This is a genomic window from Olivibacter sp. XZL3, assembly GCF_004368405.1.
In the GTDB taxonomy this organism is placed as follows: domain Bacteria; phylum Bacteroidota; class Bacteroidia; order Sphingobacteriales; family Sphingobacteriaceae; genus Olivibacter.
Map to the genome: position 1 here is coordinate 1 of NZ_SBJH01000032.1, position 24553 is coordinate 24553.

A 24553-nucleotide genomic window follows, 5' to 3' on the forward strand; every position below is an offset into this window, starting at 1 on the left:
CGGTCATTCTCTGTAATTTCGCCATCATGCTTGTCAGTTTGTAAATAATAAACTGTCAACCTATATCAGGACAAGACACTTGCTTATGTTCTTCTTTACAGCAGTTCTTCTTTGAAGTTCGCTCACTTTTATCCATTCCGCAAGCCGTGCATTTGCTCTGTTCCTTTTTCCATAACGAGGTCTCCACATAGCGTTCCATACAATAATGGCTATATGTGCTGAAACCTGTGGCGATGCCGAGGTACAAAAAGGCTAATATAAAAGCAAACAACTTTTTCACTGTTGCAAAGCTAAGAAAAAAATAATGTGAAATTTAAAGATGCGTGTTTTTTTGCTTTGCTTTAATTAACTTGCTGTCTATATTTACCGTTCAAAAAACGCTTTACACATGGTAAAATTAAAACTCTCGTCTTTTCTGTTGTTTTTCTTCTTTCTCGGTAGTTCTTTTGCCCGGCAAAATGACGACTCGCTCTATATAAAAGAACATTACACCAAGATTGAGCGCTATATTCCGATGCGAGACGGGGTAAAGCTCTTTACAGCGATCTATATTCCGAAAGACAACACAAAAAAATATCCCTTTTTAATAAATCGAACGCCGTACACAGTTGCGCCCTATGGGGAAGATAGTTACAAAAGTACATTAGGGCCCGATCCTTTATTCATTCGAGAGGGTTTTATTTTTGTTTATCAAGATGTGAGGGGAAAATGGATGAGCGAAGGCGTTTACGAGGATATACGCCCCCATATTGGTCAGAAAAAAGGACCCAAGCAAATAGACGAGAGCAGTGATACATACGACACGATCGACTGGCTTTTAAAGAATATTGACGGCAATAATGGAAAAGCGGGACTTTATGGAATTTCTTATCCGGGCTTTTATTCTACAGCTGCGCTTCCCGGTGCACACCCTGCATTAAAAGCGGTTTCCCCACAGGCTCCGGTCACTGATTGGTTCCGGGGCGACGACTTTCACCACAATGGTGCTTTCTTCTTGACAGATGCATTTAATTTCTATAGTAGTTTTGGTGTTCCACGACCAGGGCCTGTTACTCCTGCAAACGCACCGAAACGGGTTAAATTTACAATGAACGATAATTATGGCTTTTTTATGCAAGTGGGAGCGCTGAAGCACATTAAAGAACGTTATTTTGGAGACAGTATCCGCTTTTGGAATGATCTGACAAGCCATGGCACACTCGACACCTTTTGGCAAGCTCGGGAGATTGTTAGGCATCTTGTGGATGTTAAACCGGCGGTTATGGTTGTCGGAGGCTTTTTCGATGCTGAAGACACTTACGGCGCACTTCATACCTACAAAGCTATTGAAAAGCATAATCCACAGGCAGATAACCGCTTGGTAATGGGGCCATGGTTTCACGGAGCTTGGGTACGCTCAAAAGGCGACTCTTTTGGCGATATACAATTTGGTCAGGAAACCAGTACTTGGTATCAGAAAAAATTAGAGCTTCCTTTTTTTAATTATCATTTGAAGGGGGTAGGGGCTTTTGACGCTGCGGAGGCGACTATTTTTGTGACCGGAAGTAATGAATGGAAAGAATTTAACACATGGCCGCCGAAGGAAACGATAACCAGGGAGCTGTATTTGCAAGCCGGTGGTAAACTTAACTTTAATAAGCCTACGGAGGAGCAAAGCTTCGATGAGTACATCAGCGATCCGAATGCGCCCGTTCCTTATCAAGAGGGTGTTAACCAAACGCGAAGTAGAGAGTATATGATCGATGACCAACGTTTTGCATCCAAAAGACCAGATGTTAAGGTTTACCAAAGTGAGGTATTAACAGAAGATATTACTCTCGTTGGACCTCTATTGGCCAAGTTGAATGTTTCTACTTCTGGAACAGATGCCGATTATGTGGTGAAATTGATCGACGTTTATCCAGATGATGCGGCGGCGCCCGAGCCACATCCAAAAGGTGTTGTGATGGGCGGATATCAGATGCTTGTTAGGGGCGAGGTGTTTAGGGGGAAGTTCCGTAATAGTTTTGAAAAGCCGGTACCATTCACTCCTGGAGAGATTACTGAAGTTAACTATACCTTGCCAGATATTGCCCACACTTTTAAAAAAGGGCATCGCATTATGATTCAGATTCAAAATTCATGGTTCCCTTTGGTAGATCGGAATCCGCAAAAATTTATGGATATTTATAAGGATGCAAGCGATGAAGACTTTCAGAAAGCTACCCACCGAATTTACCACGACCAAAATCATTCTTCCAGTATAACGGTTGGGGTTTTATAGATCTTTTACGCAAATAGGACGGTCGCTTGACTGTGCATAAAAAATCCCGCTGGCGGTTTAGCCAGCAGGGATCTCAGTTTAATATATGGTTTACAATTTCTATTGAACGCGGCCGCTCTGCCGATCTTTCTTCCTTCCAATGGCGTAGCCGCCGGCGCCTCCAATGGCAGCGCCGATGGCTGCACCTCTCAATCGTTTGTCTTTGTCAATCAGTGTACCCATAACGGCTCCTGCTCCTGCGCCTATTGCGGTTCCCTTTGCAGCATCGCTCCAACCCTTTTTCTGCGTGTTGGTTGCAATACCGGATTTACCCGCTTCTTCATATTGTTGTTGAGGCTCACTATAGCCCGGATTTCCGATGGCTTGGGCCTGCTGTCTTTCCTGCGCTTGTACATTTTCCTGCTTCAGTCGTTCTTGTTCCGCGATTTCTGCTTTTCTAAAGCTATCTAGGGTTAAACTGTCCTTTAGTTGCTTAATAGCCCTTGCCTTTATGAGGGCTTCGTCTTTTGCAACATGATTCCTGCAGGCGGTAAAGCCAAGTCCCGTAATTAAGCATAAAGCAATAATCTTGTTCATAATACGTCTTTTTGTTCCTGCTTTTTTAAATAAAACAGATTGAGAAAAAACTATGCCAGTTTTTGTTGTCGGCCTATTAATTTTCGGTAAAAGGCATATAATCAGTATTATATTTTTAATCGGCCCACATGCTCAATGTAGTGAATTGTATGCTTTAATATGCGCTGCCTTGCTTTACTTTGTTTTTGTGATAGATTTTACGATCTTTATGGACTGACTAAACCGAATCGCTGTGACATTAGACGCATTTAAAGATACATTCGTATTAGAACACCCACCAAAAGAGTTCTCCGTTCACCTGCAAGCATTATGGTACGATGCAAAAGGCGAGTGGACGTTGGCGCATGGTTTAATAGACCACTTAAACGACGCCACATCGGCGCATGTACATGCTTATCTCCATCGTAAGGAAGGTGATTTGTGGAATGCTAAATATTGGTATAACCGTGCCGGTCAAGCGCTGCCGAAAAAATCACTGGAAGCGGAGTGGGAAGATTTGTTTTACTTGCTAAATCATACCTCGCTCACTTGAATGCGCCGAAGGATGCAAAGCACAAATTTTTGTGAAGGATCTCAACCTTGCGGAAGCCTACTTTTTCCAATAAGTTTAGTTGAAAATTGAGCGAACGTGGACTGTCTTCCTTTTCAATGTAATCAAATACTTTATCTCGATAAGACTCGTCTTTCAAAAGAGTTAAATAATTGCCAAAGCGTTCATCGTAAATTAATTGTTGAATAGCGGGTACTTCTTGAGCAACCAAATCCGAAATCCATAAACTGCCTCCGGGCTTTAACAGGCGATATAGTTTGCTGAACACTTTTTCCCAATCGCTATCATCGCGCAGGTGATGTAAAACAGCTCCTGCCATGATTGTGCAATAATGGTTCTCTTGAAGGTTCGCGGTACGGATATCCTCTTCAACAAGCGTTACATTTCCTGTATTTACTTCGGTAATGCGTTCGTTGGCACGATCTAACATGGGAGCGCTTAAGTCTAAAAGCGTGCAATCCAAGGGTGCTTTCTTAGCTAAGAGCTTTAGCGTATAGTTTCCTGCACCACAACCGATGTCCAGCACAGTTTTAAGATTAGGCGAGTAGGCAATAATACTGTCGACAATCAGTTCCATGCTGAAGGACGCGTCTATCGTTGTCTGCTGTCCGACTTCTAAGTTTGAAAAGCGCTCGACATCTTGATCGAAACGCGCTTTGATTTCTTGTACAGTTGATTTGTTCGATAAATTATTCATGATAGGGTGTTTATATCACAAAGCTACCCGCTTACGCTATACTTTCAAAATACTATTATTTGCAATTATTCATACCTTTAGGGTATTATGGAACTTCGACATCTCCTTTATTTTAAGGCAGTGGCTGAACTTTTACATTTCAGCAAAGCAGCCGAACGGCTGCATATTTCTCAACCTCCTTTAACCAGACAAATTAAGGAACTGGAAGCTGAGCTGGGAGTTCTGCTATTTCATCGAAATAACAAGCGTGTCCTGTTAACGGATGCGGGGCATTATTTTCTGCGTGAGTGTGAGGCGCTGATACAGCACTTGGAGCGAAGTAAGCAGGTGGTTAAACAAATACATGAATCGGTGAGTGGAGAATTTCACATTGGATATATCAGTTCGACGCCATTAAGCTCCCTTGCCAGCGTACTTCGCGCCTTGAGTAGCAACTATCCTTTGCTAAAAACCCGCTTATACGAACTTTCAACGGCCAAGCAGGTAAAAGCCCTGGAACAGGGTAAACTGGATGTTGGCATTCTGCGTGCGCCAGTTGCGTCTACACAGTTGGAAATAAGCTCGCTATGGCAAGATCAATTTGTGTTCGCCTGTTCTAAAGAGAAGTTGATCCCATTACGGGCAGACGACCTGTCGCGCGCGCATTTCATCTCCTATAACAGCAGCTATGCGCCTTATTACCATGAGCAGCTTATCGCCTGTTGTCGTCGAATCGGCTTTGAACCCCAAATTGCTCACCAATGCAACAATATGTATTCGATACTGAGTTTAGTGGAAAATGGGCTGGGCGTAGCAGTGGTTCCAGCTTCTGTAACAAGTCAATATCCGCATCTTAATTTGCATTTCACCGAGATAAAAGGTATTCCCGTCTATACAGAGATTGTAATGGCTCACCGAGGTGACACGAAACATGCTGCGTTGGCGAGTTTTAAGGAATGGAGCCGGTTTCTTGCTCCCATTTAGTGTGCCAATTTTGCACAGGTGCGCTAAGCTTATCGTACATAGGTTTGCTTTATAGAGGAAATTATAATATGTTTACGGCTGCTAAATGAACGGAACAGGGGATATACCAAATTCAGATGCAAGTTGTGATTGAATAAGGAACCTATAGCATTCATACATCGGAATAATTTATAAATTCTATCATATACAATGGAGAGAAGAAGTTTTATCAAAAGTACCATGGCTCTTGGCGCAGGTTATTATTTGAGTAATAATTTAGCTTTTGCCCAATCTGAAAATTTTCCGGAGGTTAGGGTGGCAGAAAATATGCGCAATTTTACCAGCGAAGCGGTGGAAAAGGTAATTAAAACCTTTCAGAATAAAGTAAAGAATAAGGAACTTGCTTGGTTATTTGGTAACTGTTTTCCAAATACGCTGGACACCACGGTGTTCTTTCAGTCTACAGACGGCACGCCGGACACCTATGTCATTACCGGAGATATTGATGCGATGTGGTTGCGAGACAGCAGTGCGCAGGTATGGCCGTATTTGGCCTTAGTAAAAGACGACCAGCCCTTAGCTGATCTCATTGCCGGCGTTATTAATAGGCAAACGCATTATATCTTAAAAGATCCTTATGCAAATGCCTTTTATGATGATCCCGAAAAAGTTGGCGAATGGGCGAAGGATAAAACCGATATGAAACCTGGTGTGCACGAGCGTAAATGGGAGATTGACTCCTTGTGTTATCCAATTCGCTTGGCCTATCATTATTGGAAAGCTACAAAAGACACAAAACCTTTTAATGACGCTTGGAAACAGGCTATACAAAATATTCTAAAAACGTTTAAGGAGCAGCAACGTAAAGATGGAACCAGTCCTTACCATTTTGAAAGGGTAACGGGGCGGGCTACCGATACATTGCCGATGGACGGCTACGGGTATCCCGTGAATCCGGTAGGCTTGATATGCTCATCGTTTCGTCCCAGTGATGACGCGACTGTATTGTCCTTCTTAATTCCATCAAATTTCTTTGCTGTTGTTTCTTTGCGCCAAGCCGCCGAGATGTTAACTACCATCCATAACGATCAAGCTTTGGCTGAACAATTGACGGCGCTTGCGCAAGAGGTGGAAGAAGCTTTAAATAAACACGCTACAGTGAAACACCCCAAATATGGTGAGATATTTGTTTTTGAAACCGACGGTTATGGCGGACAGTTATTAATGGACGATTCGAATATTCCGAGCCTTTTATCCCTACCATACCTTGGAGCGGTGAAAGCCGACGATCCGCGATACGTAAACACCCGAAAGTTTATTCTGTCGTCTGATAATCCCTTCTTCTACAAAGGCAGTGCCGGGGAAGGTGTAGGTGGACCGCACATAGGGAAAGACATGATTTGGCCAATGAGTATCGTCATGCGCGCGCTCACCAGCTCGGACGATAAAGAGATAAAAATGTGTATACAAACTTTGCAGAAATGCCACGGAGGAACTGGTTTTATGCATGAATCGTATCACAAAGACGATCCAAAGAACTTTACACGTTCATGGTTCGCTTGGACCAATACATTATTTGGGGAACTATTGTGGGAGACCTTTCAACGTAAAAAGAGCTTGTTGAGTTAGTTTCTGACTAGTTTCTTTTTTTGTTAAATACTAAAATGTTTTAGTTGCCTAGTGCTACTAAAACATTTTTTGTATCCAACGAATTTCTTAATTTGCTTCCATTATCAATCTATTGCAATTATGTTCAATTTCGAAAGTGAAGCCGTCTGGAAAGAGGTAGGCGAAGGTGTCTCAAGGAAGATGTTATCATATAATGAGGAGATGATGGTTGTTCGGGTTCGGTTTAAAGCAGGCGCCGTAGGCGAAGTACACCAACACCTGCATACCCAGATAACTTGCGTAGTTAGCGGGAAGTTCGAATTTAGTATCGGCGACGAAAAGCGGGTGATAGCAAGCGGTGATACCTGTTTAATGCCTTCTAATGTTTTACATGGTTGTGTATGTTTAGAGGAAGGTGAATTGTTGGACGTCTTTACGCCCGCAAGGCAAGACTTCCTTTAGGAGGCTGATCGCAGTTTAGATAGGATCCGGGGATAAGCGCTTTGCCATAATTTTGTCTTCCATTAAAAAGCCTGAGCCGATGTCAATGTCTTCTGTTCCAATCAATTCGAATCCTAATCGCGTATAAAATCGTTCAGCCTCGTTATGTTTATTGACATTGAGTAATAACCTGTCGTCACCGTTGGCCTGTGCTGTTTTTTCTACCGCGTCCATTAGTCTTTTTCCAACGCCTTTACCTTGCGCTTCCAGCAGGATATAAATCTTATGAATTTTGGTTTGCAGTGTGTCTTTGTAAGGCGATTCATAGGAGATGAAACCTACATATTGCCCGTTCTCTATCGCTAACAGAAAACGATGTCTGAGCTCTTGCATCTGTTTTGTTAATGATGAGGTACTGTACATCATTTCAAGCATGTACTTTATTTGAGCGGCAGAAAGAATATTTCTGAAGGTCCGGGGCCAGGTTTTATAAGCTATATCCTGAATTATGCTAATCGCTTGAAGCTCGGCTTCGACAATATGGTTCATGTGTCTGCTTTTGGTGCAAAAATACTAAAAAAGTAAGCTCCACAGACGGCCCATTTAAGAAATGGTGTTTCGAAAACAACCTGAACGTTAATTCGACGTTATCATTTTGTTATCTTTGGTGTTAAAGTAGTTTTCCGTCATGTTTTTTGATTCATAATCCGTTCTTTTAAGAGAAATAAATGCGGAAGGTTTTAAAATTTGCTATTACTGGGAGCATCGGCTTCATCATAGATTTTTTGGTCACTTGGCTTTTTCGGGAGCGAATCGGATTGAATCAGTACGCGGCCAACGGCATTGGCTTTTCGGTGGCCATGTTAAACAATTTTTACCTCAATGAGATTTGGACATTCAGCGACAAAGAGACGGGAACAGGTCGTCAATTAGGCTATTTTATCCTGTTCAGTTTGATAGGCTTGGCTTTGAATACCTGTTTGTATTCTGTTTTGTTCAGTACTTGAAACTGAACTTCTATCTTAGCAAATGTATAGCCATCGGATTGGTGTTTATTTGGAATTTCTTTATAAATAGTTTCGTTACCTTCAAAGATCGACAACCCTTTAGATAGACTTTATGAAGCATTTAGCTCAAAACAGTTTCTCCTTGGTTGAACTTCGATCTCTGCAGTAGCCGGATGCTAGCACAACTTTTCAGCGTTGAAACGATAACTATAAAGTGTCGTAGTTTATCGACACTTTATAGTTAGGCAATTTTGTCGATCGCAGCAGCCAACTGCCGATCTCGTTCCGTTACGGTATATCCCTGGTCATGAGTCGAAAGCCATATATCAACCTTATCCCATTCATTCATCCATTTCGGATGGTGATTGGACGACTCGGCGAGTAAGGCTACTTTCGTCATAAATGCAAAGGCGTTTGCAAAATCTTCAAATTCAAAACGCTTATACAGGCTATTGTTTATTTCTTCCCACATAGTATCCGGTGTTTAAAAAATAACAAATTGCACCTTTTTATGTTTGGCTAATTACCAGCCGCCACCTAAGGAGCGGTACAGATCGACTACGGCAACTAACTGTGCTTTTTTTATCTGTGCCAATTCAAGTTCGCTTTGTAATACGTTGCTCTGCGCGGTGATGACCTCGAGATAGTTCGCCATACCGGTGTTAAAAAGGAGATCGGCATTATGAATGGCACTTTGCAGCTTTTTTGTGCGATCCAACGCGATAGATTGCTTTTGTTTTAATTTATTCAGCGCAATCAGCGCATCGGATACTTCTCCTACCGCAGTGATAACCGATTGTCTGAACTGAATAACGTTTTTCTCATAGTCAATAGTCGCTAATTCGTAATTTGTCTTTAATTGCCTGCGTTGCAAAATAGGTTGCGTAATCCCGCCCGCAACCGTTCCGAAAACAGATGCGGGAATGTTAAACCAATTACTTGCCTTGAAAGAATTGACGCCGGCTTGAGCACTGATGACTAAAGAAGGATACATGTTTGCCCGTGTATACCGTTGATTGGCTAGAGCGGCTGCAACGGCTAGTTCTGCCCGTTTAACATCGGGTCGTCTACTTAGCAACAAGGAAGGAACACCACTATTAATTTTTTCAGGGATACGGATGTCATCCAGCCCACTTTTTGTTGCGATAGCCGCGGGAAGTTTCCCGCTCAAAACGCTTAAGGCGTTTTCCTGTATATTAATCTGTTGTTCGAAATCAGGGATTAAAGATGCTGCGGCCAAGCGTTGCGCTTCGGCCTGTTCCAGGCCAAGTCGTGTAATATCACCAACTTCGTACTGTTCTTTGATAATATTTAGGGTACTATCGTTCAAGGCGAGATTTTGACGGGCAATCTTTAATTGTTCATGCAACATCAACAAATTATAATAGCCTTGCGCTATATAAGAAACAATTTGCGTTTGCACCGCTTTCTTAGCTTCTTCGGTTTGTAGGTAAGTGGCAAGTGCTTCGGCTTTTTGATTTTTTATCTTTCCCCAGATATCCGCCTCCCAAGAGAGTGCGAGCGCTGCAGTATAATCTTCAATATGGTTGGTTCCCAAAAATTGATTTAAGCTGATTCCGTTTAAACTGTTGTTTGATGGATTGCTGCTATTCGCGCCAACTTGTAAATCGACATTAGGGATATAACCGGCTTTAGCTTGTTTTAAAGTAGCTTGCGCTGCCGTAATATTTTTGATAGCTAGTTGTAAATCCATGTTATGAACGATAGCGGTATCAATTAATAGCTGTAAGGTTGGGTCGCTAAAAAAATCACGCCAAGGGATCGCAGCAATACTGCTTGAATCGTCGGATCGTACTTCTGCATGGCGGAAGCTGTCTGGTATCGGAACCTCCGGATGTATCACTTTGTCGTTCGTTTTGCAGGCGAAAAAGAGAGCCTGCAAAACGAAAATTATGAAGAGATTGAATCTATTGTTCATTTTTTGAATATTGTTATCCTTTGTAATTGTTAATTTAGAGGAACGGCGTCGGGTACCGTTAGCGTTTCTTTCTCTTTTTGGTCCTTTGGTTGATCCGCGTTAGGGCTTGGCCTTCCTGAAGCGCGCTCTTGCAGGTACTGGAATACAATAAAGAGTACAGGAATAAAGAAAAGTCCTAAAACGACTCCCGAAAGCATTCCGCCAGCAGCGCCGATACTGATGGAGTGGTTGCCTTGAGCCGAGGGCCCGTTTGCACTCATCATAGGAATCATACCGACTATAAAAGCTAGCGAAGTCATAATGATGGGCCTTAACCTTAACTGCGCCGCTTCCAAAGCCGCAAGTGGAATTGATTTGCCGGCTTTTCTTCCCTGTGAAGCAAATTCGATAATCAATATGGCATTTTTTGCCAGCAGACCGATAAGCATCACCAAGGCTACTTGCACGTAGATATTATTGGCAATACCGGTCATGCCTATCGCTGCAAAGACGCCGAAGACACCAGTTGGAATGGAAAGGATCACCGCTAACGGCAGAATATAACTTTCATATTGAGCCGCCAATAGGAAATAAACAAACACCAAACACAGCATGAAGATAATGGTCGATTGTCCGCCGGAGGTAATCTCTTCTTTGGTCATACCAGAAAATTCATAGGAAAAGCCCGACGGAAGATACTGTTTGGCAACCTCTTCAACGGCATTGATCGCATCCCCCGAACTAAAACCTGCGTTGGGCATCGCATTGATGCCGATCGAATTAAATAAATTATAACGAGAGGCGGTTTCCGGGCCATATACCCGGTTAAGTTTAACGAGCGTATTTATAGGTACCATTTCGCCCAATCTGTTTTTTACAAAGATTCCGTCCATAGAGGAGGGTGCTGCACGATCGGTTTTGTCGGCCTGCACCATAACGCGATAATACTTTCCAAATCGATTAAAGTCGGATGCCTGCGCACTACCAAAATAAGCCTGCATGGTTTGTAAAATGTCTTTGGTGCTGACACTTAATTGTTCGGCTTTTACGTCATCAACCTGCAATTCATACTGTGGATAGTCGGCACGGAACGTAGTAAACGCCACCATGATTTCAGGACGTTTCATAAGTTCGCCTATAAAATTTTGTCCAACTTGACCGAATTTATCTAATTTACCTCCCGTGCGGTCCTGCAGTACCATGTCCAAACCATCCACATTACTGAAGCCGGGTACGGTTGGGAAGGTGAAGACAAAAAAGTTAGCGCCTTTAATGGCAGCAAGCTTTTGGCCTACTACGCCCATGATGTCGTTGATATTCTTAACCTCGCCTCGTTCAGCGTGAGGTTTCAGCAAGATAAAAGCTACTCCTGCTGAAGGACTTGTTGCCTGCGTTAAGATGTTAAAGCCCGAAATTATATTCAGCGTTTTGGTAAAGGGCGTATTTTGTAAGTGTTTTTCGGCCTCTTTTAACGCATCGGTTGTACGTTCCAATGAAGCACCTACAGGCATTGAAAGGGAGATGGCTATAAATCCTTGGTCTTCTGATGGTATAAATCCTGTAGGGGTTCTTCTAACCATCAGTATAGTAACAAACAAAAGAACGGCTAAACCGGCCATCGTAAACCATTTATAGCGTATCAGAAAGCGTAGGCTAGCGATGTACTTTTTCGTCAGACGGTTGAAGCCCGTGTTAAAGCCGACGAAAAATTTGTCTTTAAAACTTAGCTTTTGCTTTTTCTCCCCATGCTGATGGCTTTCTTTCAGAAATAGTGCGCAAAGCGCGGGGCTCAGCGTTAAGGCATTAATGGCCGATAATACAATAGCGATGGCTAACGTAAAAGCAAACTGCCGATAAAACACGCCGGTCGACCCCTCCATGAAACCGATAGGCAAGAATACAGCAGACATGACTAACGTAATGGATATAATGGCGCCGGTAATTTCTTGCATTGCGGATGTTGTAGCAAGCTTTGGCGGGAGGTGTTGGTGCTCCATTTTAGCGTGGACGGCTTCTACAACGACGATCGCATCATCCACCACAATTCCAATAGCTAGCACCAATGCGAATAAGGTGAGTAGATTGATGGAGAAACCAAACAGTTGCATGAAAAAGAAGGTCCCTATAATAGCTACCGGTACGGCAATAGCGGGGATGAGCGTCGACCTGAAATCCTGTAGGAAGATAAATACGACCAAGAATACCAATACAAATGCCTCAATTAGGGTGTGCTTTACTTGATCAATTGACTGGTCGAGTGCATCCTTCGTGTTATAGAGAACGAGGTATTTTACGCCTTTAGGGAAGTCTTTAGCCGCTTTTTCCATGAAATCTTGGATCGCTATCTGTATTTCATTTGCATTTGATCCGGCCAATTGCATAACACCGATGTTAAGGCCTGCTTTTCCATTGATGCGCGTTTGACTGGCATAGGTGTAAGAGCCTAGCTCAACACGGGCCACGTCCTTAAGTCGAAGGACCGAACCGTCGGCATTGGAGCGGATGATGATATTTTCATAATCGTTGGGTTGACTGAGCTTGCCTTTGTATTTAATCACAAACTCAAAAGCTTCGCGACTGCTTTCACCAAATTTACCAGGCGCTGCTTCTACGTTTTTATCTTGTATCGCGGCCATCACTTCACCTGGCGTCAGTTTATAACTGGCCATTTGATTGGGATTCAGCCAAACACGCATGGAATAGTCTTTACTTCCGCCAAAGACTAGTGCTTGACCAACGCCGGGGATACGCTTTAACTCGGGAATGATGTTAATCTGCGCGTAATTCGTCATAAATGTTTGATCATAGGTGCTTTCATCATCCGTATAAAGATCGAGCACCATGATTAAACTGTTCTGTTGTTTTGCGGTGGCGATACCGGCCTGCACGACTTCAGCGGGTAGTTGACTGGTTGCCTGGGCCACCCTGTTTTGTACGTTAACGGCCGCCTGATCGGGATCAGTGCCCAACTTAAAATAGACGGTGATCATTAAGGATCCGTCGTTGCTGGCGGTAGAGCTCATGTAGCTCATGTTTTCCACGCCATTTATCGACTCTTCCAAGGACGGGGCTACTGCCCGTAGCACCGTTTCAGCATTAGCGCCTGGATATAGTGCGGTGACCTGCACCGCTGGAGGAGCTATGTCGGGAAATTGCTGTAAAGGCAGTTTCACAATGCCAATGACCCCGAGAATAACGAGTAATATGGAGATAACCGTAGCTAATACCGGTCTTTCTATGAATCTTTTTAACATGATTATTTGTTATATGCTGTTAACTTAAGGCTGTCTGAACTCAATTTTTGTGGACTAATTACTTGTCCATCCTGCAACAAATCCATGCCTTTGTATACAATATTTTCACCATCCTTAATACCGCTTTTCACAAGGTAGTTGGCGCCGCTTTTACCGACAATTTCAATCGACTGCTTGTTTACCTTATTGCTGTCGTTTACCGTGTATACGAACACCTTATCTTGCATTTCCAAGGTTGCCATCTGTGGAACTAGCAGCACCTGCGCGTGCTGTTTACCTAACCTGATTTTACCGGTATTTCCTGAACGGAGCAGGCCTTCTTTGTTCGGAAAGGTAGCACGAAGTGTAATAGCCCCGGTATTTTTATCGAATTGACCATCTACCATGTCTATTTTTCCGGGATGTGCATAGGCGGTTTGGTCTGACAAGATCAGCGTTACAGGGGGAAGATTCTTTATCTTCTCCTCGAGCGTAGACCCCTGAAAGGTATTCTTAAAGTTGACAAAATCGTTCTCGCCTAATGCAAAATATACGTGGAGTTCATGGACATCTGATAAGTCGGTCAGCGCCTGTACGTCTGAAGGACTTACCAAACTTCCCTGCTTCTTCACTAACCGCCCGATATAACCTTCAACCGGTGCCGTAATGAGCGTATATCCGAGGTTGATCTTGGCACTCTCAACAGCCGCTTTAGCTTGCTGCAGGTTTGCTTTCATACCATTTCTGGTTGCTATTGCCGTCTTTAGTTGAAAATCAGCTAACACTTTGTTGTTAACCAAGCGGGTCTTTTTTTCAACCTCCAACTCTGCATTTTCCAAAGCGGCTTCGGTAGCGTGAAGATTGGCCAATGCTTGATTTAGCTGCTCGCGATACGGTCTGTCGTTAATCTTGAAAAGTGGTTGGCCCTTTCTTACTTTGGCGCCCTCATCAATATAAATTGCATCGAGTGTACCTTCCACTTGAGGACGCACCTCTACATTGACCGTTCCTTCGATGGAGGCCGGATACTCCTGATAAACGGTCTCCTCGCCCGCATTGATCGCGATAACAGGCAACGAGGGTGGGGGCGGGGCCGCTTGCTGTTGCTGTTCGGAAGAACAGCTATACAAAAAGACGAAAGACGTTACGAACGCCAGCTTGCTTACGTTATTAAGTAATTTAACAACGTTAAATAGAGGGTTGAAAATTTCGAACGTCATGGTGGACAATAAATGTTTCATATTTGATATTAATAGTTACAGATTGTTGTTAAGAAAACTTTTTAACAGTGTTAAATGATTTAATATTGTTATTTTTTAGACAAAAAAATTTAATCCATTAAGGATCGGGTTATACCATATATGGCATCCTTTAGCACTTGTTGATTGGTTTCATCGCCATTCCCTTTGTTTACTAAGTTAATAGAAATTAAACCGTGTATAATAGACCAGTAGGTGAAGTACTTCCTACAGACCATATCTTCGCTCGGATTTTTGTCTTTCATGAGCTGTTTGATAACTTGGCTGATCAAAACCGCATGTGAATCGAAGCACCGAAACGTCTTCTCCATTTCGCAGCACTGTGTTCCTACGCCGTACATAAGCTGATATAATTCTTTCTCTTCGAAAGCGAAGGCCCAATAAGCAAGCCACATGGCTTCTATTTGTTTCTCTAAGCTGTTTTCTTTGTCTCTTGCTTCCCGAACTCGCTTGGCCAACATGACATAGCCTCTACCTGCCAACTCTGATAAAATAGCCTCTTTATTAGCGAAATACTCATATATTATAGGAGCGGTATACTCTATAATATCCGCAATTTTTCGCATGCTTAATGCTTGCCACCCTTCTTCTTTAACTATTTGGAGCGATGCATCAAGAATCTTTACTCTGTTTTCATCCTTTAACCGCTGAATACGCTCTTTACTTCCCATTTCTTAATCCCCTGAAGTTATTTAACAGTGTTAGGCAAAATTCGATATTATTTGTGAAAACTACTGACATGAAATTGTCATTAATTCTAAGCCGTTGACTGCGTGTCTGTTCAACACCTTTTTCTTAAGGTAGCAGACGAACAATCTTAATGAACCGTTTTTGATAACGATCATTCAACGGTGTTTCTGTTACGCAGCGCACACTGCCTGATGAAGCATGGATAAAGCGTAGCGGTTGTCCCTTCTCTGAAATGACAATACCGATATGGCCGATGGATTTTACTTTGGGATTAGTTCCTCTAAACAAAATTAAATCGCCAGCTCGAGCGCTGTTTAGAGGAATTGCTTTTCCTTCATTACCGAAGGCGGCGGAGGTGCGCGGTACAGCGAAATGGAAACTGCTAAATACGTAATTGACAAAGCCGGAACAATCGAATCCATTACGTGGATTGCTCCCTCCGAATCTATAGGGCACCCCCAGAAGCTGTTTAGCAAAAGCTACAACGGCACTGGGAGTAACCTCCTCCTTTATTGACCCAGAAGCGGGTGAAAATGACTTGTCTTTTTTTGCACTTGCGTAAGAAAAGAAACACAAAGAGATGCATAAAATGGATAGGCAAAGAGATTTTCTCATTATTGTTAACTTAAAGGCAGTTTGTCATATACTACCGTTTTATTATTTTCGAGTACGTCCTGAATTTCTTTACTGGTGCCTGTAAAAGGGCCCGACCCTTGTATTTTGAGTGTCGACATGGCTGCCGCAAATTTCCCAGCTACTTGCAGGTCGGCTCCTTGAATTTTTTGGGATAAGTAACCGGCCATATAGGTGTCTCCGCATCCCGTCGCATCTGTAACCTGTAGCGGCACATAAGCGGGAATCGTATGGAAGACGTTATCTTTAAAAAGGATGGAACCCAAACTGCCTAAGGTGATGACCACTTCTTTTACGCCATAATCAGCGAGGATTCTGGCGCCGCTATAGACGTCCGAAGTGCCGGTAAGGGCTTCCATTTCAAATTCATTTGCCTTTAAAACGTCGATGTACTGCAGTGCCTCTTCCTTCTCGCGCCAGTCTGTATAATACACTTTGTAATTATTTACTATACGTAAATAGCCTTGCACATCCAAGGAGACCGTACCTTTTTTCGATAAAAATTTGATTACTTCTACCGGAATATCATTGGTTAAAAGAGGGCCTAAATGAAAAATATTGGCTTCAAGATCTGTTAAATGGTCGATATCAAAAGGATCCGCCTCCTGCAAAACCCGTTGTGTTCGGTGATCTTGGTTTTCATTGTAGATGTTTTCAAAATAAACTGTCTTTCTTGTCGGAACGGTTTTTATGGATATTCCCTGACTTTCCATGTCCGTAACAATAGATTTCTCGGTATCAGCCACCGCTGTAACCAATTTGAAATCGACATCCATATTCTTGATCGCATTTGAAAAATAAAAGGATGTCCCTCCGGGCATATTCCTTGTGGAGTTCGTTGTAACAACCGTATCCAAAGTAATATGTCCTATACAGCAAATATCAAACATGCTCGCATTCAATTAAGTGATGTGGAATTGCATCGGCAACTTCCGGATGCCGACAAAGGTAACCATTCGCGAATTTAATCAAATAAAAACTTTTCGTTTTTCCGCTTGTTTTTACGGGAAATTTCAATGGACATTGATCATAATTTGAAGTAAAAAGGAGGTAGTAATGGCACTTGTCAGAAGAACTAGAGGCAGTTTCCCTTCCCTGTTTGATGATTTTTTTAATAGGGATTTGTTTAATTGGGATAACGGAAATCTTTCACAGGCCAATGTAACGGTCCCATCTGTGAATATTAAAGAAACGGCAGACAATTATGAAGTCGAAATGGCAGCTCCCGGTATGAACAAGAATGATTTCAAAATTGAGTTGGATGGTAATTTGCTGACCATTTCCTCAAGTAAGGAATTTGAAGATGAGAAGAAGGAAGATGGCTATGCACGAAAAGAATTTAGTTATCAGTCGTTTCAACGAAGTTTTAATTTTCCGAAAGATGTAGTAGATGAAGACAAAATTGAAGCGAAGTATGAAAATGGCTTATTGCAGTTAACAATTCCAAAAAAAGAGGAGGCCAAAAGAAAAGGTCCCCGATTAATTAATATTTCTTGAAGGTTCAATGAAGCTGTCTAAAAAGCCCGTCGGCGCTAGGCGATCCGCCATGTCTCCGTCGACCTAAAGACTTTTTAGACAGCTCTTTTAATACGATTTGAAATTATTTTATTCGCCGATTTGTAGGCTATAGTGAACCGCGTCCCTTTTAGCCGTTGTTTTTTAGCTCTTTTTGCTCAATGGCTTTTCCAATTGCGCTTATACTCGGTTCGTCTAATTCTCCCCAAAGTTGTACCCAATGATCGTTTGATTCCTTCCTGATTTCCGCAATATGCTGGTCATTATCAAAACAAACGTAATAGGGGGCGCCGTCGCTTGTCTCCTGTTGCTCCACGCGTAATGTTTTTGCTGTTCCTCCGATCTCTGCATTGATCTCGAAGGATATTTCCGCTGCATTTTCCATAATTACTGTCTTTTTGTCTTCAGATTGAAAAACAGTTGATACATTATATTGTTTGTCTATATAATACAACGGTGTTTGGAATCGATACGCTAAACAATGATATATCCATTCAGATGAATATAGTTTCCAACGAAAAAAAATGGCTCCGCTTGGGCTTAATCCTCCTCATAGGCATTTTAAGTTTCGGCGTGTTACAGGCCTTGGCGCCTGCGGTCTTCTTAACAAAAGTAAGCGGAACGGTACAAGAGATACAGCAAAAATATAGCGGAGCTGGCGCTGAAAAACTAATCACGATATCCTTTACTGGAGAGCCTATACTTATGCATCGTTATGTCAACAAAGATTATTTGCCGAGCCCGGAGGTGAGGGAAATCAAGGATGAGCTTAAGCTGACAACGTATACGCGAAAGGGTAAAGATGGTACATTTTACGGTTTGGAATTGGTGGATGGCACGATTATCCAATCGAAGCGGTGGGACCTGTTGTCCGCTTATTTAAATGCCCCCATAGTCGCTTTTGCCTTAATTGCGATTCCTATTGGACTTTACCTGATTTACGGTAAGAAGTTGCTGCAAACCAAACCTGATCAAATACTATTTATAGGCTATGTTTTCATGTTGGCTTTTGTTTGGGGAAAACTGCATTTCTTCCTTATGATGTTGTTGATACTGGGTTTGGTGCAGCTCGGAAAGAGATTTTCAAACCAAAAAGGCGGGCAAGCGGTAAAGGAAATGAACTTTCCGATTCAAACTTAATTCACGTGTTTTTCCAAGCTTTCCTTAAAAAACGGAGCCAATTACCATGGAGTATTTTAGCGATATCGTCTTCTGTGTAGCCTCTATCGGCCAATTCTCCATTTAATAACTGCAAATCAGCAATGGTTTCCAGATCATAGGGGCACTGCTCTTTTCCGAAAGCGCCATCTAAATCGGATCCAATACCAATATGGTCGCAATTCCCTGCGAGCTGGCAAATATGATCGAAGTGGTCGACTAAAACCGCCAGATTACATTGCATCTCCCTAGGCGTAGAAAGCCCTCTTTGCCAGTTGGGAACCATCATCCATGCATCTAATGCGCCGCCTATGACGGCTCCGCGGTTAATTAGTGCTTTTATTTGTTCGTCGCTAAATTGTCGATTATGGTTAACGAGTGCGCGACAGTTATTATGGCTCGCCCATACCGGCCCATTGAAATGATCCAGTGCTTCCCAAAAGCTGTCGTCACAGAGATGGGTGGCATCCAGTATGATGTTAAGCTTTTCCATTTCTTTTAACAGCTTGCGGCCCTCCGTTCCCATAAATCCCTTCGCATCCGTGCCCTGTGCATAGCGCCCCGGGCCATAATGCGCAGGGCCCACTGCGCGGAGTCCGCTTTGCCAAGCAAAATGCAGGTGCTCAGGTGTAACTAGCGAGTCTGCTCCTTCTAAACTCAGTATATAGCCGATTGGTTTCTTCTCGGCTGGCGTACTTTCATCCTTCCATAATGATAGATGCTTTTCCAGTGACACCAAATCGTTTATTTGAACCATTTCACCTTTGGCTTCCATGGCTTTATACCAAGCAAGTTGCCCTTGGGTTTGTGCCCAGGCCTGTTCCGGCGAATGCCAGCCCGGCAAGGGGTTGTCGGGCGCAACGTATCGGGCAATCTGGGTTGCCACTACCAGACCGATATTTCCCTTTCTCAAATCGGGTAGGGACACAAGGGCTTTGCCGCGATCGGGCTTATCTGTCAATCCTGCTTCTCGTTGATTAATTTCCCGGCTGGATTTCGTTAAATCGCGGTTCCATTCCAGGGCGTTCATGCTTAAATCAAGGTGAGCGTCTATAATAAACATGGAAATATCGTTAAATGGTTAGTTTTCGTTTTCTGGCAGCGATCTGCCATTCGCCAGTCAATTGACTGTTCGTCACGGTAACGGCTGTATCGTATAAGGCGACGGTCGGACAAATATGATAAGGTATGCCATAAAAAAGGTCACCGACATGGTATGCACGAGTATCAGCCACTTCAATCACAGCATGTTCCTCACTATGAGACACCAGCTGTGCGTCTGGAGCGTTCATGAAAAAAACGCGTTTGCTCCGTTCATTTTCAGATGCGATTGCTTTATGCCCTAAATCCAAACATAGTTTTCGGTTGTCTATGATGGAAATAACGCGACTAAGCACTAAGGCTGCTACTTGAAATCCCTGTTCCGCAAAGAGCTCTTGATAACCTTTATCCCAAAAGATGAACGTGCCGGGGCTACATTCCAGTTCTTTTTGCGGATTTGCAGCATGAATCGGGAAGGTAGGTGTACCTCCGGCAACAATAGCGAAGGACTTTTCGTAAAGTGCGTCTAATTGCAAGATAAGTTCTTCAATGTCGACAAAGTAGGCCTTGCATCGATTCCGGCGCTCTTCCAATGACGCGTCGTGAATATGTCCGTCGTAACAGTGCAGGCCGAGCAGATTTAAACTGGCTAAGGCTGAACAGGCTTGAGCCAGCGCCGGCACATCCACCGGGTTGGCACCGCTACGGTTCATGCCAACATTGACATCGATATAGATGTTTATTCGAACATCCGCGGTGAGGGCGATATGGTTTAACTGTTGCGCTATTTCGTGTCGGTCGATCAAACAGGCGAAAGAGGTGTTAGGAAATCGCTTTATGAGCGCGGCAAAACGGTTGATGTTTGGTCCAACCGGTTGGTATGCCAACAAAACGTCCTTTGCACCGCAATTTCCTAAAAGCTCAGCTTCAGCGATGGTGGCACACTTAAACTTGCTGATGCCGGCCGATTGCAGCTGTTTAACTGCGTCTGCGGATTTAGACGTTTTAATATGCGGACGCAGTCTGCTCACCGAACCCGCCATTGATATCAGCTCCCGAATATTGCTTTCTACCAGTTGTGGGAAAACAACAAGCGCGGGTGTCGGCATATCTTCCACCTGATTGATTGCATATATAGACGCGATTTCCGTTTGCATACCGTCATCCATTAGACCAACTCAAACAGTGCTTCCACTTCTACGGGAATATTGTCTGGCAAACTTCCCATACCTACCGCACTGCGTACACCTATACCATTTTCTTCGCCCCAAACTTTTGCAAATAACTCGCTGCAGCCATTGATGATATAAGGGTGTTTTTCAAAATTAGCAGTGCAATTAACCATCCCTAATACTTTAATCACTCGCTTTACTTTATTGAGGCTTCCCAAGTTCGTTTTGATCGTTGACAGCATTGTCAGCCCTACTTGCTGAGCGGCTAATTTGCCCTGTTCCATATTGATTGTTTCTCCGATTCGACCGATGATGAGGCTCTTGTCATCCTGTACCGGACCATGTCCGGAAAGATAAAGATATTTGCCATCAATCAAATAAGGTTTGTATACGCCCAAGGGGGCCGGCGCGGGTGGTAAACGCAGTCCAAGTACTTCAAAATTTTTATCGGCATCTATAAAATCCATCGTGCTAACTTTTTATATGTCCATAAATGTAAGATATTGTTTCTATTTGGCAAAACCTTTCTGAGCGATATGCTTCAGGCTCTAGGCCATAAGCCTCTTATTTAGCGAAGTAAAAATAAAAATATAGCATGGCGTTTTAAACGATGCATTGGAGCTTTCTTAAGTGAATGACAACCGCGCATAAACGCCCGTGTTTAATGCCTATTGCCTACTGCCAATATCATCTTGACTTTACCATAAATAAGTGTAAATTAGACGGAGCTAAATTATCCAATAACACTTGAATATGGTATCTAGAAGAAAATTCTTAAAGCAATCGGGCTTAGCGGTTGCTTCCGCTGCGGTAGGCGGCAAATTGCTAACAGGATGTGGCACGAGGCGTCCCCAAAACGCTGAGATAGGTTTGCAACTGTATACAATGCGCGACGAGCTCGCTAAAGATCCGAAGCAGACGATCATGAAAATAGCGAATATCGGTTATGGGCATGTGGAAACCTTTTACGATTATGGAACGGAAAAGGGCTCTGGTAAATACTGGGGATTAAGCACGGAAGGATTGAAAAATCTCCTGGCAGAAAATAACCTTCAAACCTATAGTGGACACTATCAGCTAAATAATTTTCTGACGGTGGGCAAGGGGCAGGATGATGAGTTGAAACAGCAGGCGGAGATTGCCGTTAAACTTGGGCAGCGTTACCTCATTGTTCCGGTACCACCATTCAATTTGATCGACAAGCTAACGCTTGAAGATTTCAAGTTCATGGCAGAGCAGTTAAATAGAGGTGGCGAATATTGTAAGAGCCTTGGTTTAAAAATAGGATATCATAATCATTTTTGGGAATTTAGAAGCTACGGTGCCGACAAAAGAACTGGTTACGATATACTTGTTGGAGAAACGCAGCCCGATCTGGTTGCTTTTGAACTGGACATGTTCTGGGCGATAAAGTCGGGAGCCCATCCGCTGCAGTTATTTGAAAAGTATCCTAAGCGTTTTGAAATGTGGCATGTCAAAGATATTGACAAATCGAAATCGGATGTTATTGTCGGCGAAGGGAAAGACTCGTTGCCTTCGATGGATATCTTAAAAGATATCAAATTTGCAGAAGTTGGAACGGGAGCAGTAGATTATAAGGCGATCTTCAAAAAGTCGGAAGAAGCTGGTTTAAAGCACTTCTTCGTTGAGCAAGATGGTATTTACATGGAGAACCATTTTGAAAGTATCAGATTGAGTTTTAACTATATTAAAAATAATTTGATCGAGAAATAGTTGAGTCGTTAATAATAGAAAAGGAGCAATAGTAGCATAAACTATAGTCTTTTCGCCTACGGTTCGGCTGATACTGTGACTTCTTATTGATTAAAGCTTACAGCTTTTGCCTATAGCTGTTTGTCCGGAATCCGCTCAATTAATTCCGTTCCCAATACGATGGATTCATGCTCATAGACGGGATATTTACTTTCTATGAGCTGAATTAAACGGTCGGTCGCCACCCTGCCCATTTCGAAGGCCGGCTGCCGCACACTAGAGAAATCGGTGCTGAACAGGTCAAGTACATCGCTGTTCGAAAATCCTACTATAGCGGGCATATATGCGTGGTCGCTGTACTTTTTAATGGCTGTTAAGCAGGCTATACTGAGGCGGTCGCTCGCTACAAAAATGGAGTCGGGTTTTTCGTCCATCGATAAAAAATACTGAACAGCTGCATCCACTTCATTTAAATCGCTGCCTCCATGATGACAATACTTAATATTATTTTCGTCGACAGCAATGCCGTTTTCTATTAGGGCTTCCCTATATCCGGCTAGGCGTTCCTTCGTGATAGAAAGATGGGGGGCGTTTGCCAAATGAGCAATCTTTCTATAACCCTTGTCTATTAAATGGCAGGTCGCCATTTTAGCTCCATTTCGATTATCAGATGATATTTTATGGGTAGCCAAGCTCTCATTTATCCGGTCGAAAAAGACAATCGGTAAACCTGCCTCATGGAGTTTCTTGATATGATCGAAGTTGGTTGTTTCCGCGGACAAAGAGATTAGGATGCCATCTACGGAGCGGTTCGCTAGATGCTTGATATTCATCACTTCTCTTTCGTACGAATCGTGCGTTTGGGTAATGATAATGTTATAACCGTTTTTATAGGCAATGGATTCTATACCGTCAATTGCCTGGGAAAAAAAACTGTTCGCTACCTCGCATACAACCACGCCAATAGAATAACTTTTGCGTTGTTTTAAGCTTAAAGCAATCGGATTCCGTTTATAGTTATTCTGTTCGGCATAGGCCAATACTCGCTTTTTTGTCTCTTTATTTATTTCATAACTATCGCTTAAAGCCCTGGAAACGGTAGAAGCTGATAGATTGAGTGCTTGAGCAATGTCTTTTATTGTTATCGGTTTGAACACAAGTTAGTTTTTTTTGAATATCAAACTTAGTTAAAAATGGCTTTAAATGCAACGATTCTTGACCGCTTCGTGGTGTTTTTTTGTTATTCAAAAAGATAATGAAGGTCGGCTGCAAACGATCCCGGTATCGTTTGCGCTTATTTTTTTGTTCGCCTTTCTTGTCTTCATCCGACAATTATGTAAACTTGTTCAGGTTATTCTTTGCGACCAGTTAAAACAGAACCATTATTATCCGAAAAATGCACAATAAAAAATTAACGCTTTTGCTGGTTTTCTCATTAATTTTTTGCGCTTTCGGCTTTAAAGACAAAGAGATTACCCTATGGATGATGGGCGATTCAACCATGGCTATAAAAGATCCCGATAAATATCCCGAAACCGGTTGGGGTGTGCCTTTTGCTACTTTGTTTAAACCGGGTGTCCAAGTGGAAAATAAGGCTAAAAACGGTAGAAGTACCCGTTCATTTATTGATGAAGGTCGGTGGACGGAAATATACAATCAACTCAAGGTGGGTGATTATCTTTTTATACAATTCGGACATAACGACGAAAAGATAGATAAACCAAAGGTCGGTACCGACATCAGGACATTTAAAGCGAACTTGCGTATGTTTGTCGTAAAAGCCCGTGAAAAAGGAGTTCAGCCGGTATTGTTGACTCCCATTGCGAGGCGCAATTTTGAACAGGGCATTTTAGTAGATACCCATAAGGATTATCCGAGGGCTATCCGCGAGGTAGCGGACAGCTTACAGGTTCCCTTAATCGACCTTACCGAAAAAACAAACCGATTGTTAACAGCTTTAGGGGAGCGAAAATCAGAAAAATTGTTCCTGCACCTAAAAGCGGGACATAAAAATTACCCAAAAGGTGTGATCGACAATACACATTTGAATAGAGAGGGAGCTTTGGCGGTTGCAAAGCTCGCTGTCGAGGGAATAAAAGAACTAGAACTCAGCCTTGTAAAACAGTTGAAGTAGGAG

General features: G+C 42.9%; 24 protein-coding genes and 1 pseudogene. 10 read left to right on the top strand and 15 right to left on the bottom strand.

Annotation, left to right across the window (positions count from 1 at the left end; translation table 11 throughout):
- Positions 1–388 precede the first annotated feature (388 nt).
- Positions 389–2263: a CocE/NonD family hydrolase gene (locus tag EPX21_RS07765; RefSeq protein ID WP_134089103.1), complete on the top strand. Its 1875-nt coding sequence runs from the start codon at positions 389–391 to the stop codon at positions 2261–2263.
- Positions 2264–2362: 99 nt separating this feature from the next.
- On the opposite strand, the gene EPX21_RS07770 is transcribed toward EPX21_RS07765, so the two are convergent.
- Positions 2363–2839, bottom strand: coding sequence for a YMGG-like glycine zipper-containing protein (locus EPX21_RS07770; RefSeq protein WP_134089104.1), 477 nt, complete (start codon positions 2837–2839; stop codon positions 2363–2365).
- Between the two features lie 232 nt (positions 2840–3071).
- On the opposite strand from EPX21_RS07770, the gene EPX21_RS07775 reads away from it, so the two are divergent.
- Positions 3072–3371, top strand: a complete 300-nt coding sequence (locus EPX21_RS07775; RefSeq protein WP_134089105.1) for a hypothetical protein — start codon at positions 3072–3074, stop codon at positions 3369–3371.
- On the opposite strand, the gene EPX21_RS07780 is transcribed toward EPX21_RS07775, so the two are convergent.
- Positions 3364–4086 carry a class I SAM-dependent methyltransferase gene (locus EPX21_RS07780; protein WP_134089106.1) on the bottom strand — a complete coding sequence of 241 codons (723 nt, stop codon included), beginning with the start codon at positions 4084–4086 and terminating at the stop codon, positions 3364–3366. The two genes, EPX21_RS07775 and EPX21_RS07780, sit on opposite strands and share 8 nt — an antisense overlap.
- A gap of 87 nt (positions 4087–4173) precedes the next feature.
- Here EPX21_RS07780 and EPX21_RS07785 point away from each other — a divergent pair, with 87 nt between their 5' ends.
- The 3 genes from EPX21_RS07785 to EPX21_RS07795 all read left to right on the top strand — a co-directional run bounded on the left by EPX21_RS07785 (position 4174) and on the right by EPX21_RS07795 (position 7098).
- Positions 4174–5049, top strand: coding sequence for a LysR family transcriptional regulator (locus EPX21_RS07785; protein WP_134089107.1), 876 nt, complete (start codon positions 4174–4176; stop codon positions 5047–5049).
- Between the two features lie 189 nt (positions 5050–5238).
- Positions 5239–6657, top strand: a complete 1419-nt coding sequence (locus tag EPX21_RS07790; protein WP_134089108.1) for a glycoside hydrolase family 125 protein — start codon at positions 5239–5241, stop codon at positions 6655–6657.
- Positions 6658–6777: 120 nt separating this feature from the next.
- On the top strand, positions 6778–7098 hold the full coding sequence (locus tag EPX21_RS07795; RefSeq protein WP_134089109.1) for a cupin domain-containing protein: 321 nt from the start codon (positions 6778–6780) through the stop codon (positions 7096–7098).
- Positions 7099–7113: 15 nt separating this feature from the next.
- Here the strand turns inward: EPX21_RS07795 and EPX21_RS07800 are convergent, their stop codons facing one another.
- Complete coding sequence (locus EPX21_RS07800) at positions 7114–7626, bottom strand: GNAT family N-acetyltransferase (RefSeq protein WP_134089110.1); 513 nt, start codon at positions 7624–7626, stop codon at positions 7114–7116.
- A gap of 179 nt (positions 7627–7805) precedes the next feature.
- On the opposite strand from EPX21_RS07800, the pseudogene EPX21_RS07805 reads away from it, so the two are divergent.
- Positions 7806–8191, top strand: a pseudogene (locus tag EPX21_RS07805) (GtrA family protein).
- 134 nt (positions 8192–8325) lie between these two features.
- On the opposite strand, the gene EPX21_RS07810 reads toward EPX21_RS07805, so the two are convergent.
- The 7 genes from EPX21_RS07810 to EPX21_RS07840 form a co-directional block, all read right to left on the bottom strand.
- Positions 8326–8556, bottom strand: a complete 231-nt coding sequence (locus tag EPX21_RS07810) for a 4a-hydroxytetrahydrobiopterin dehydratase (protein ID WP_134089111.1) — start codon at positions 8554–8556, stop codon at positions 8326–8328.
- A 51-nt stretch (positions 8557–8607) separates the two neighbouring features.
- Positions 8608–10023, bottom strand: a complete 1416-nt coding sequence (locus EPX21_RS07815) for an efflux transporter outer membrane subunit (protein ID WP_134089112.1) — start codon at positions 10021–10023, stop codon at positions 8608–8610.
- 29 nt (positions 10024–10052) lie between these two features.
- The gene (locus EPX21_RS07820) at positions 10053–13256 is read right to left on the bottom strand and encodes an efflux RND transporter permease subunit (protein ID WP_134089113.1); all 3204 of its coding nucleotides are present in this window, start codon (positions 13254–13256) and stop codon (positions 10053–10055) included.
- A gap of 2 nt (positions 13257–13258) precedes the next feature.
- Positions 13259–14476, bottom strand: coding sequence for an efflux RND transporter periplasmic adaptor subunit (locus EPX21_RS07825; protein WP_134089114.1), 1218 nt, complete (start codon positions 14474–14476; stop codon positions 13259–13261).
- A gap of 89 nt (positions 14477–14565) precedes the next feature.
- A complete protein-coding gene (locus tag EPX21_RS07830; protein WP_134089115.1) occupies positions 14566–15165 on the bottom strand; it encodes a TetR/AcrR family transcriptional regulator in 600 nt (199 codons plus the stop codon).
- Positions 15166–15289: 124 nt separating this feature from the next.
- Positions 15290–15799 (bottom strand): C40 family peptidase, encoded by a 510-nt coding sequence (locus EPX21_RS07835; RefSeq protein ID WP_134089116.1) that lies wholly within the window; start codon positions 15797–15799, stop codon positions 15290–15292.
- Positions 15800–15804: 5 nt separating this feature from the next.
- A complete protein-coding gene (locus tag EPX21_RS07840; protein WP_134089117.1) occupies positions 15805–16707 on the bottom strand; it encodes a PfkB family carbohydrate kinase in 903 nt (300 codons plus the stop codon).
- A 166-nt stretch (positions 16708–16873) separates the two neighbouring features.
- On the opposite strand from EPX21_RS07840, the gene EPX21_RS07845 reads away from it, so the two are divergent.
- Positions 16874–17314 (top strand): Hsp20/alpha crystallin family protein, encoded by a 441-nt coding sequence (locus EPX21_RS07845; RefSeq protein WP_134089118.1) that lies wholly within the window; start codon positions 16874–16876, stop codon positions 17312–17314.
- Positions 17315–17462: 148 nt separating this feature from the next.
- Here the strand turns inward: EPX21_RS07845 and EPX21_RS07850 are convergent, their stop codons facing one another.
- A complete protein-coding gene (locus tag EPX21_RS07850; RefSeq protein WP_134089119.1) occupies positions 17463–17717 on the bottom strand; it encodes a hypothetical protein in 255 nt (84 codons plus the stop codon).
- Positions 17718–17830: 113 nt separating this feature from the next.
- On the opposite strand from EPX21_RS07850, the gene EPX21_RS07855 reads away from it, so the two are divergent.
- Complete coding sequence (locus EPX21_RS07855) at positions 17831–18472, top strand: hypothetical protein (RefSeq protein ID WP_134089120.1); 642 nt, start codon at positions 17831–17833, stop codon at positions 18470–18472.
- Position 18473: 1 nt separating this feature from the next.
- Here EPX21_RS07855 and EPX21_RS07860 read toward each other — a convergent pair whose 3' ends face one another.
- The 3 genes from EPX21_RS07860 to EPX21_RS07870 are packed head-to-tail and all read right to left on the bottom strand — an operon-like array spanning position 18474 to position 21170.
- Positions 18474–19553, bottom strand: a complete 1080-nt coding sequence (locus EPX21_RS07860; RefSeq protein WP_134089121.1) for a dipeptidase — start codon at positions 19551–19553, stop codon at positions 18474–18476.
- Positions 19554–19563: 10 nt separating this feature from the next.
- Complete coding sequence (locus EPX21_RS07865; protein ID WP_134089122.1) at positions 19564–20688, bottom strand: D-TA family PLP-dependent enzyme; 1125 nt, start codon at positions 20686–20688, stop codon at positions 19564–19566.
- 11 nt (positions 20689–20699) lie between these two features.
- Positions 20700–21170 carry a RidA family protein gene (locus EPX21_RS07870; RefSeq protein WP_134089123.1) on the bottom strand — a complete coding sequence of 157 codons (471 nt, stop codon included), beginning with the start codon at positions 21168–21170 and terminating at the stop codon, positions 20700–20702.
- Positions 21171–21456: 286 nt separating this feature from the next.
- Here EPX21_RS07870 and EPX21_RS07875 point away from each other — a divergent pair, with 286 nt between their 5' ends.
- Positions 21457–22437, top strand: a complete 981-nt coding sequence (locus tag EPX21_RS07875; protein ID WP_134089124.1) for a TIM barrel protein — start codon at positions 21457–21459, stop codon at positions 22435–22437.
- Between the two features lie 110 nt (positions 22438–22547).
- Here EPX21_RS07875 and EPX21_RS07880 read toward each other — a convergent pair whose 3' ends face one another.
- Complete coding sequence (locus EPX21_RS07880; protein ID WP_134089125.1) at positions 22548–23573, bottom strand: LacI family DNA-binding transcriptional regulator; 1026 nt, start codon at positions 23571–23573, stop codon at positions 22548–22550.
- Between the two features lie 239 nt (positions 23574–23812).
- Here EPX21_RS07880 and EPX21_RS07885 point away from each other — a divergent pair, with 239 nt between their 5' ends.
- Positions 23813–24550: a rhamnogalacturonan acetylesterase gene (locus tag EPX21_RS07885; protein ID WP_134089126.1), complete on the top strand. Its 738-nt coding sequence runs from the start codon at positions 23813–23815 to the stop codon at positions 24548–24550.
- The last annotated feature ends 3 nt before the right edge of the window (positions 24551–24553 follow it).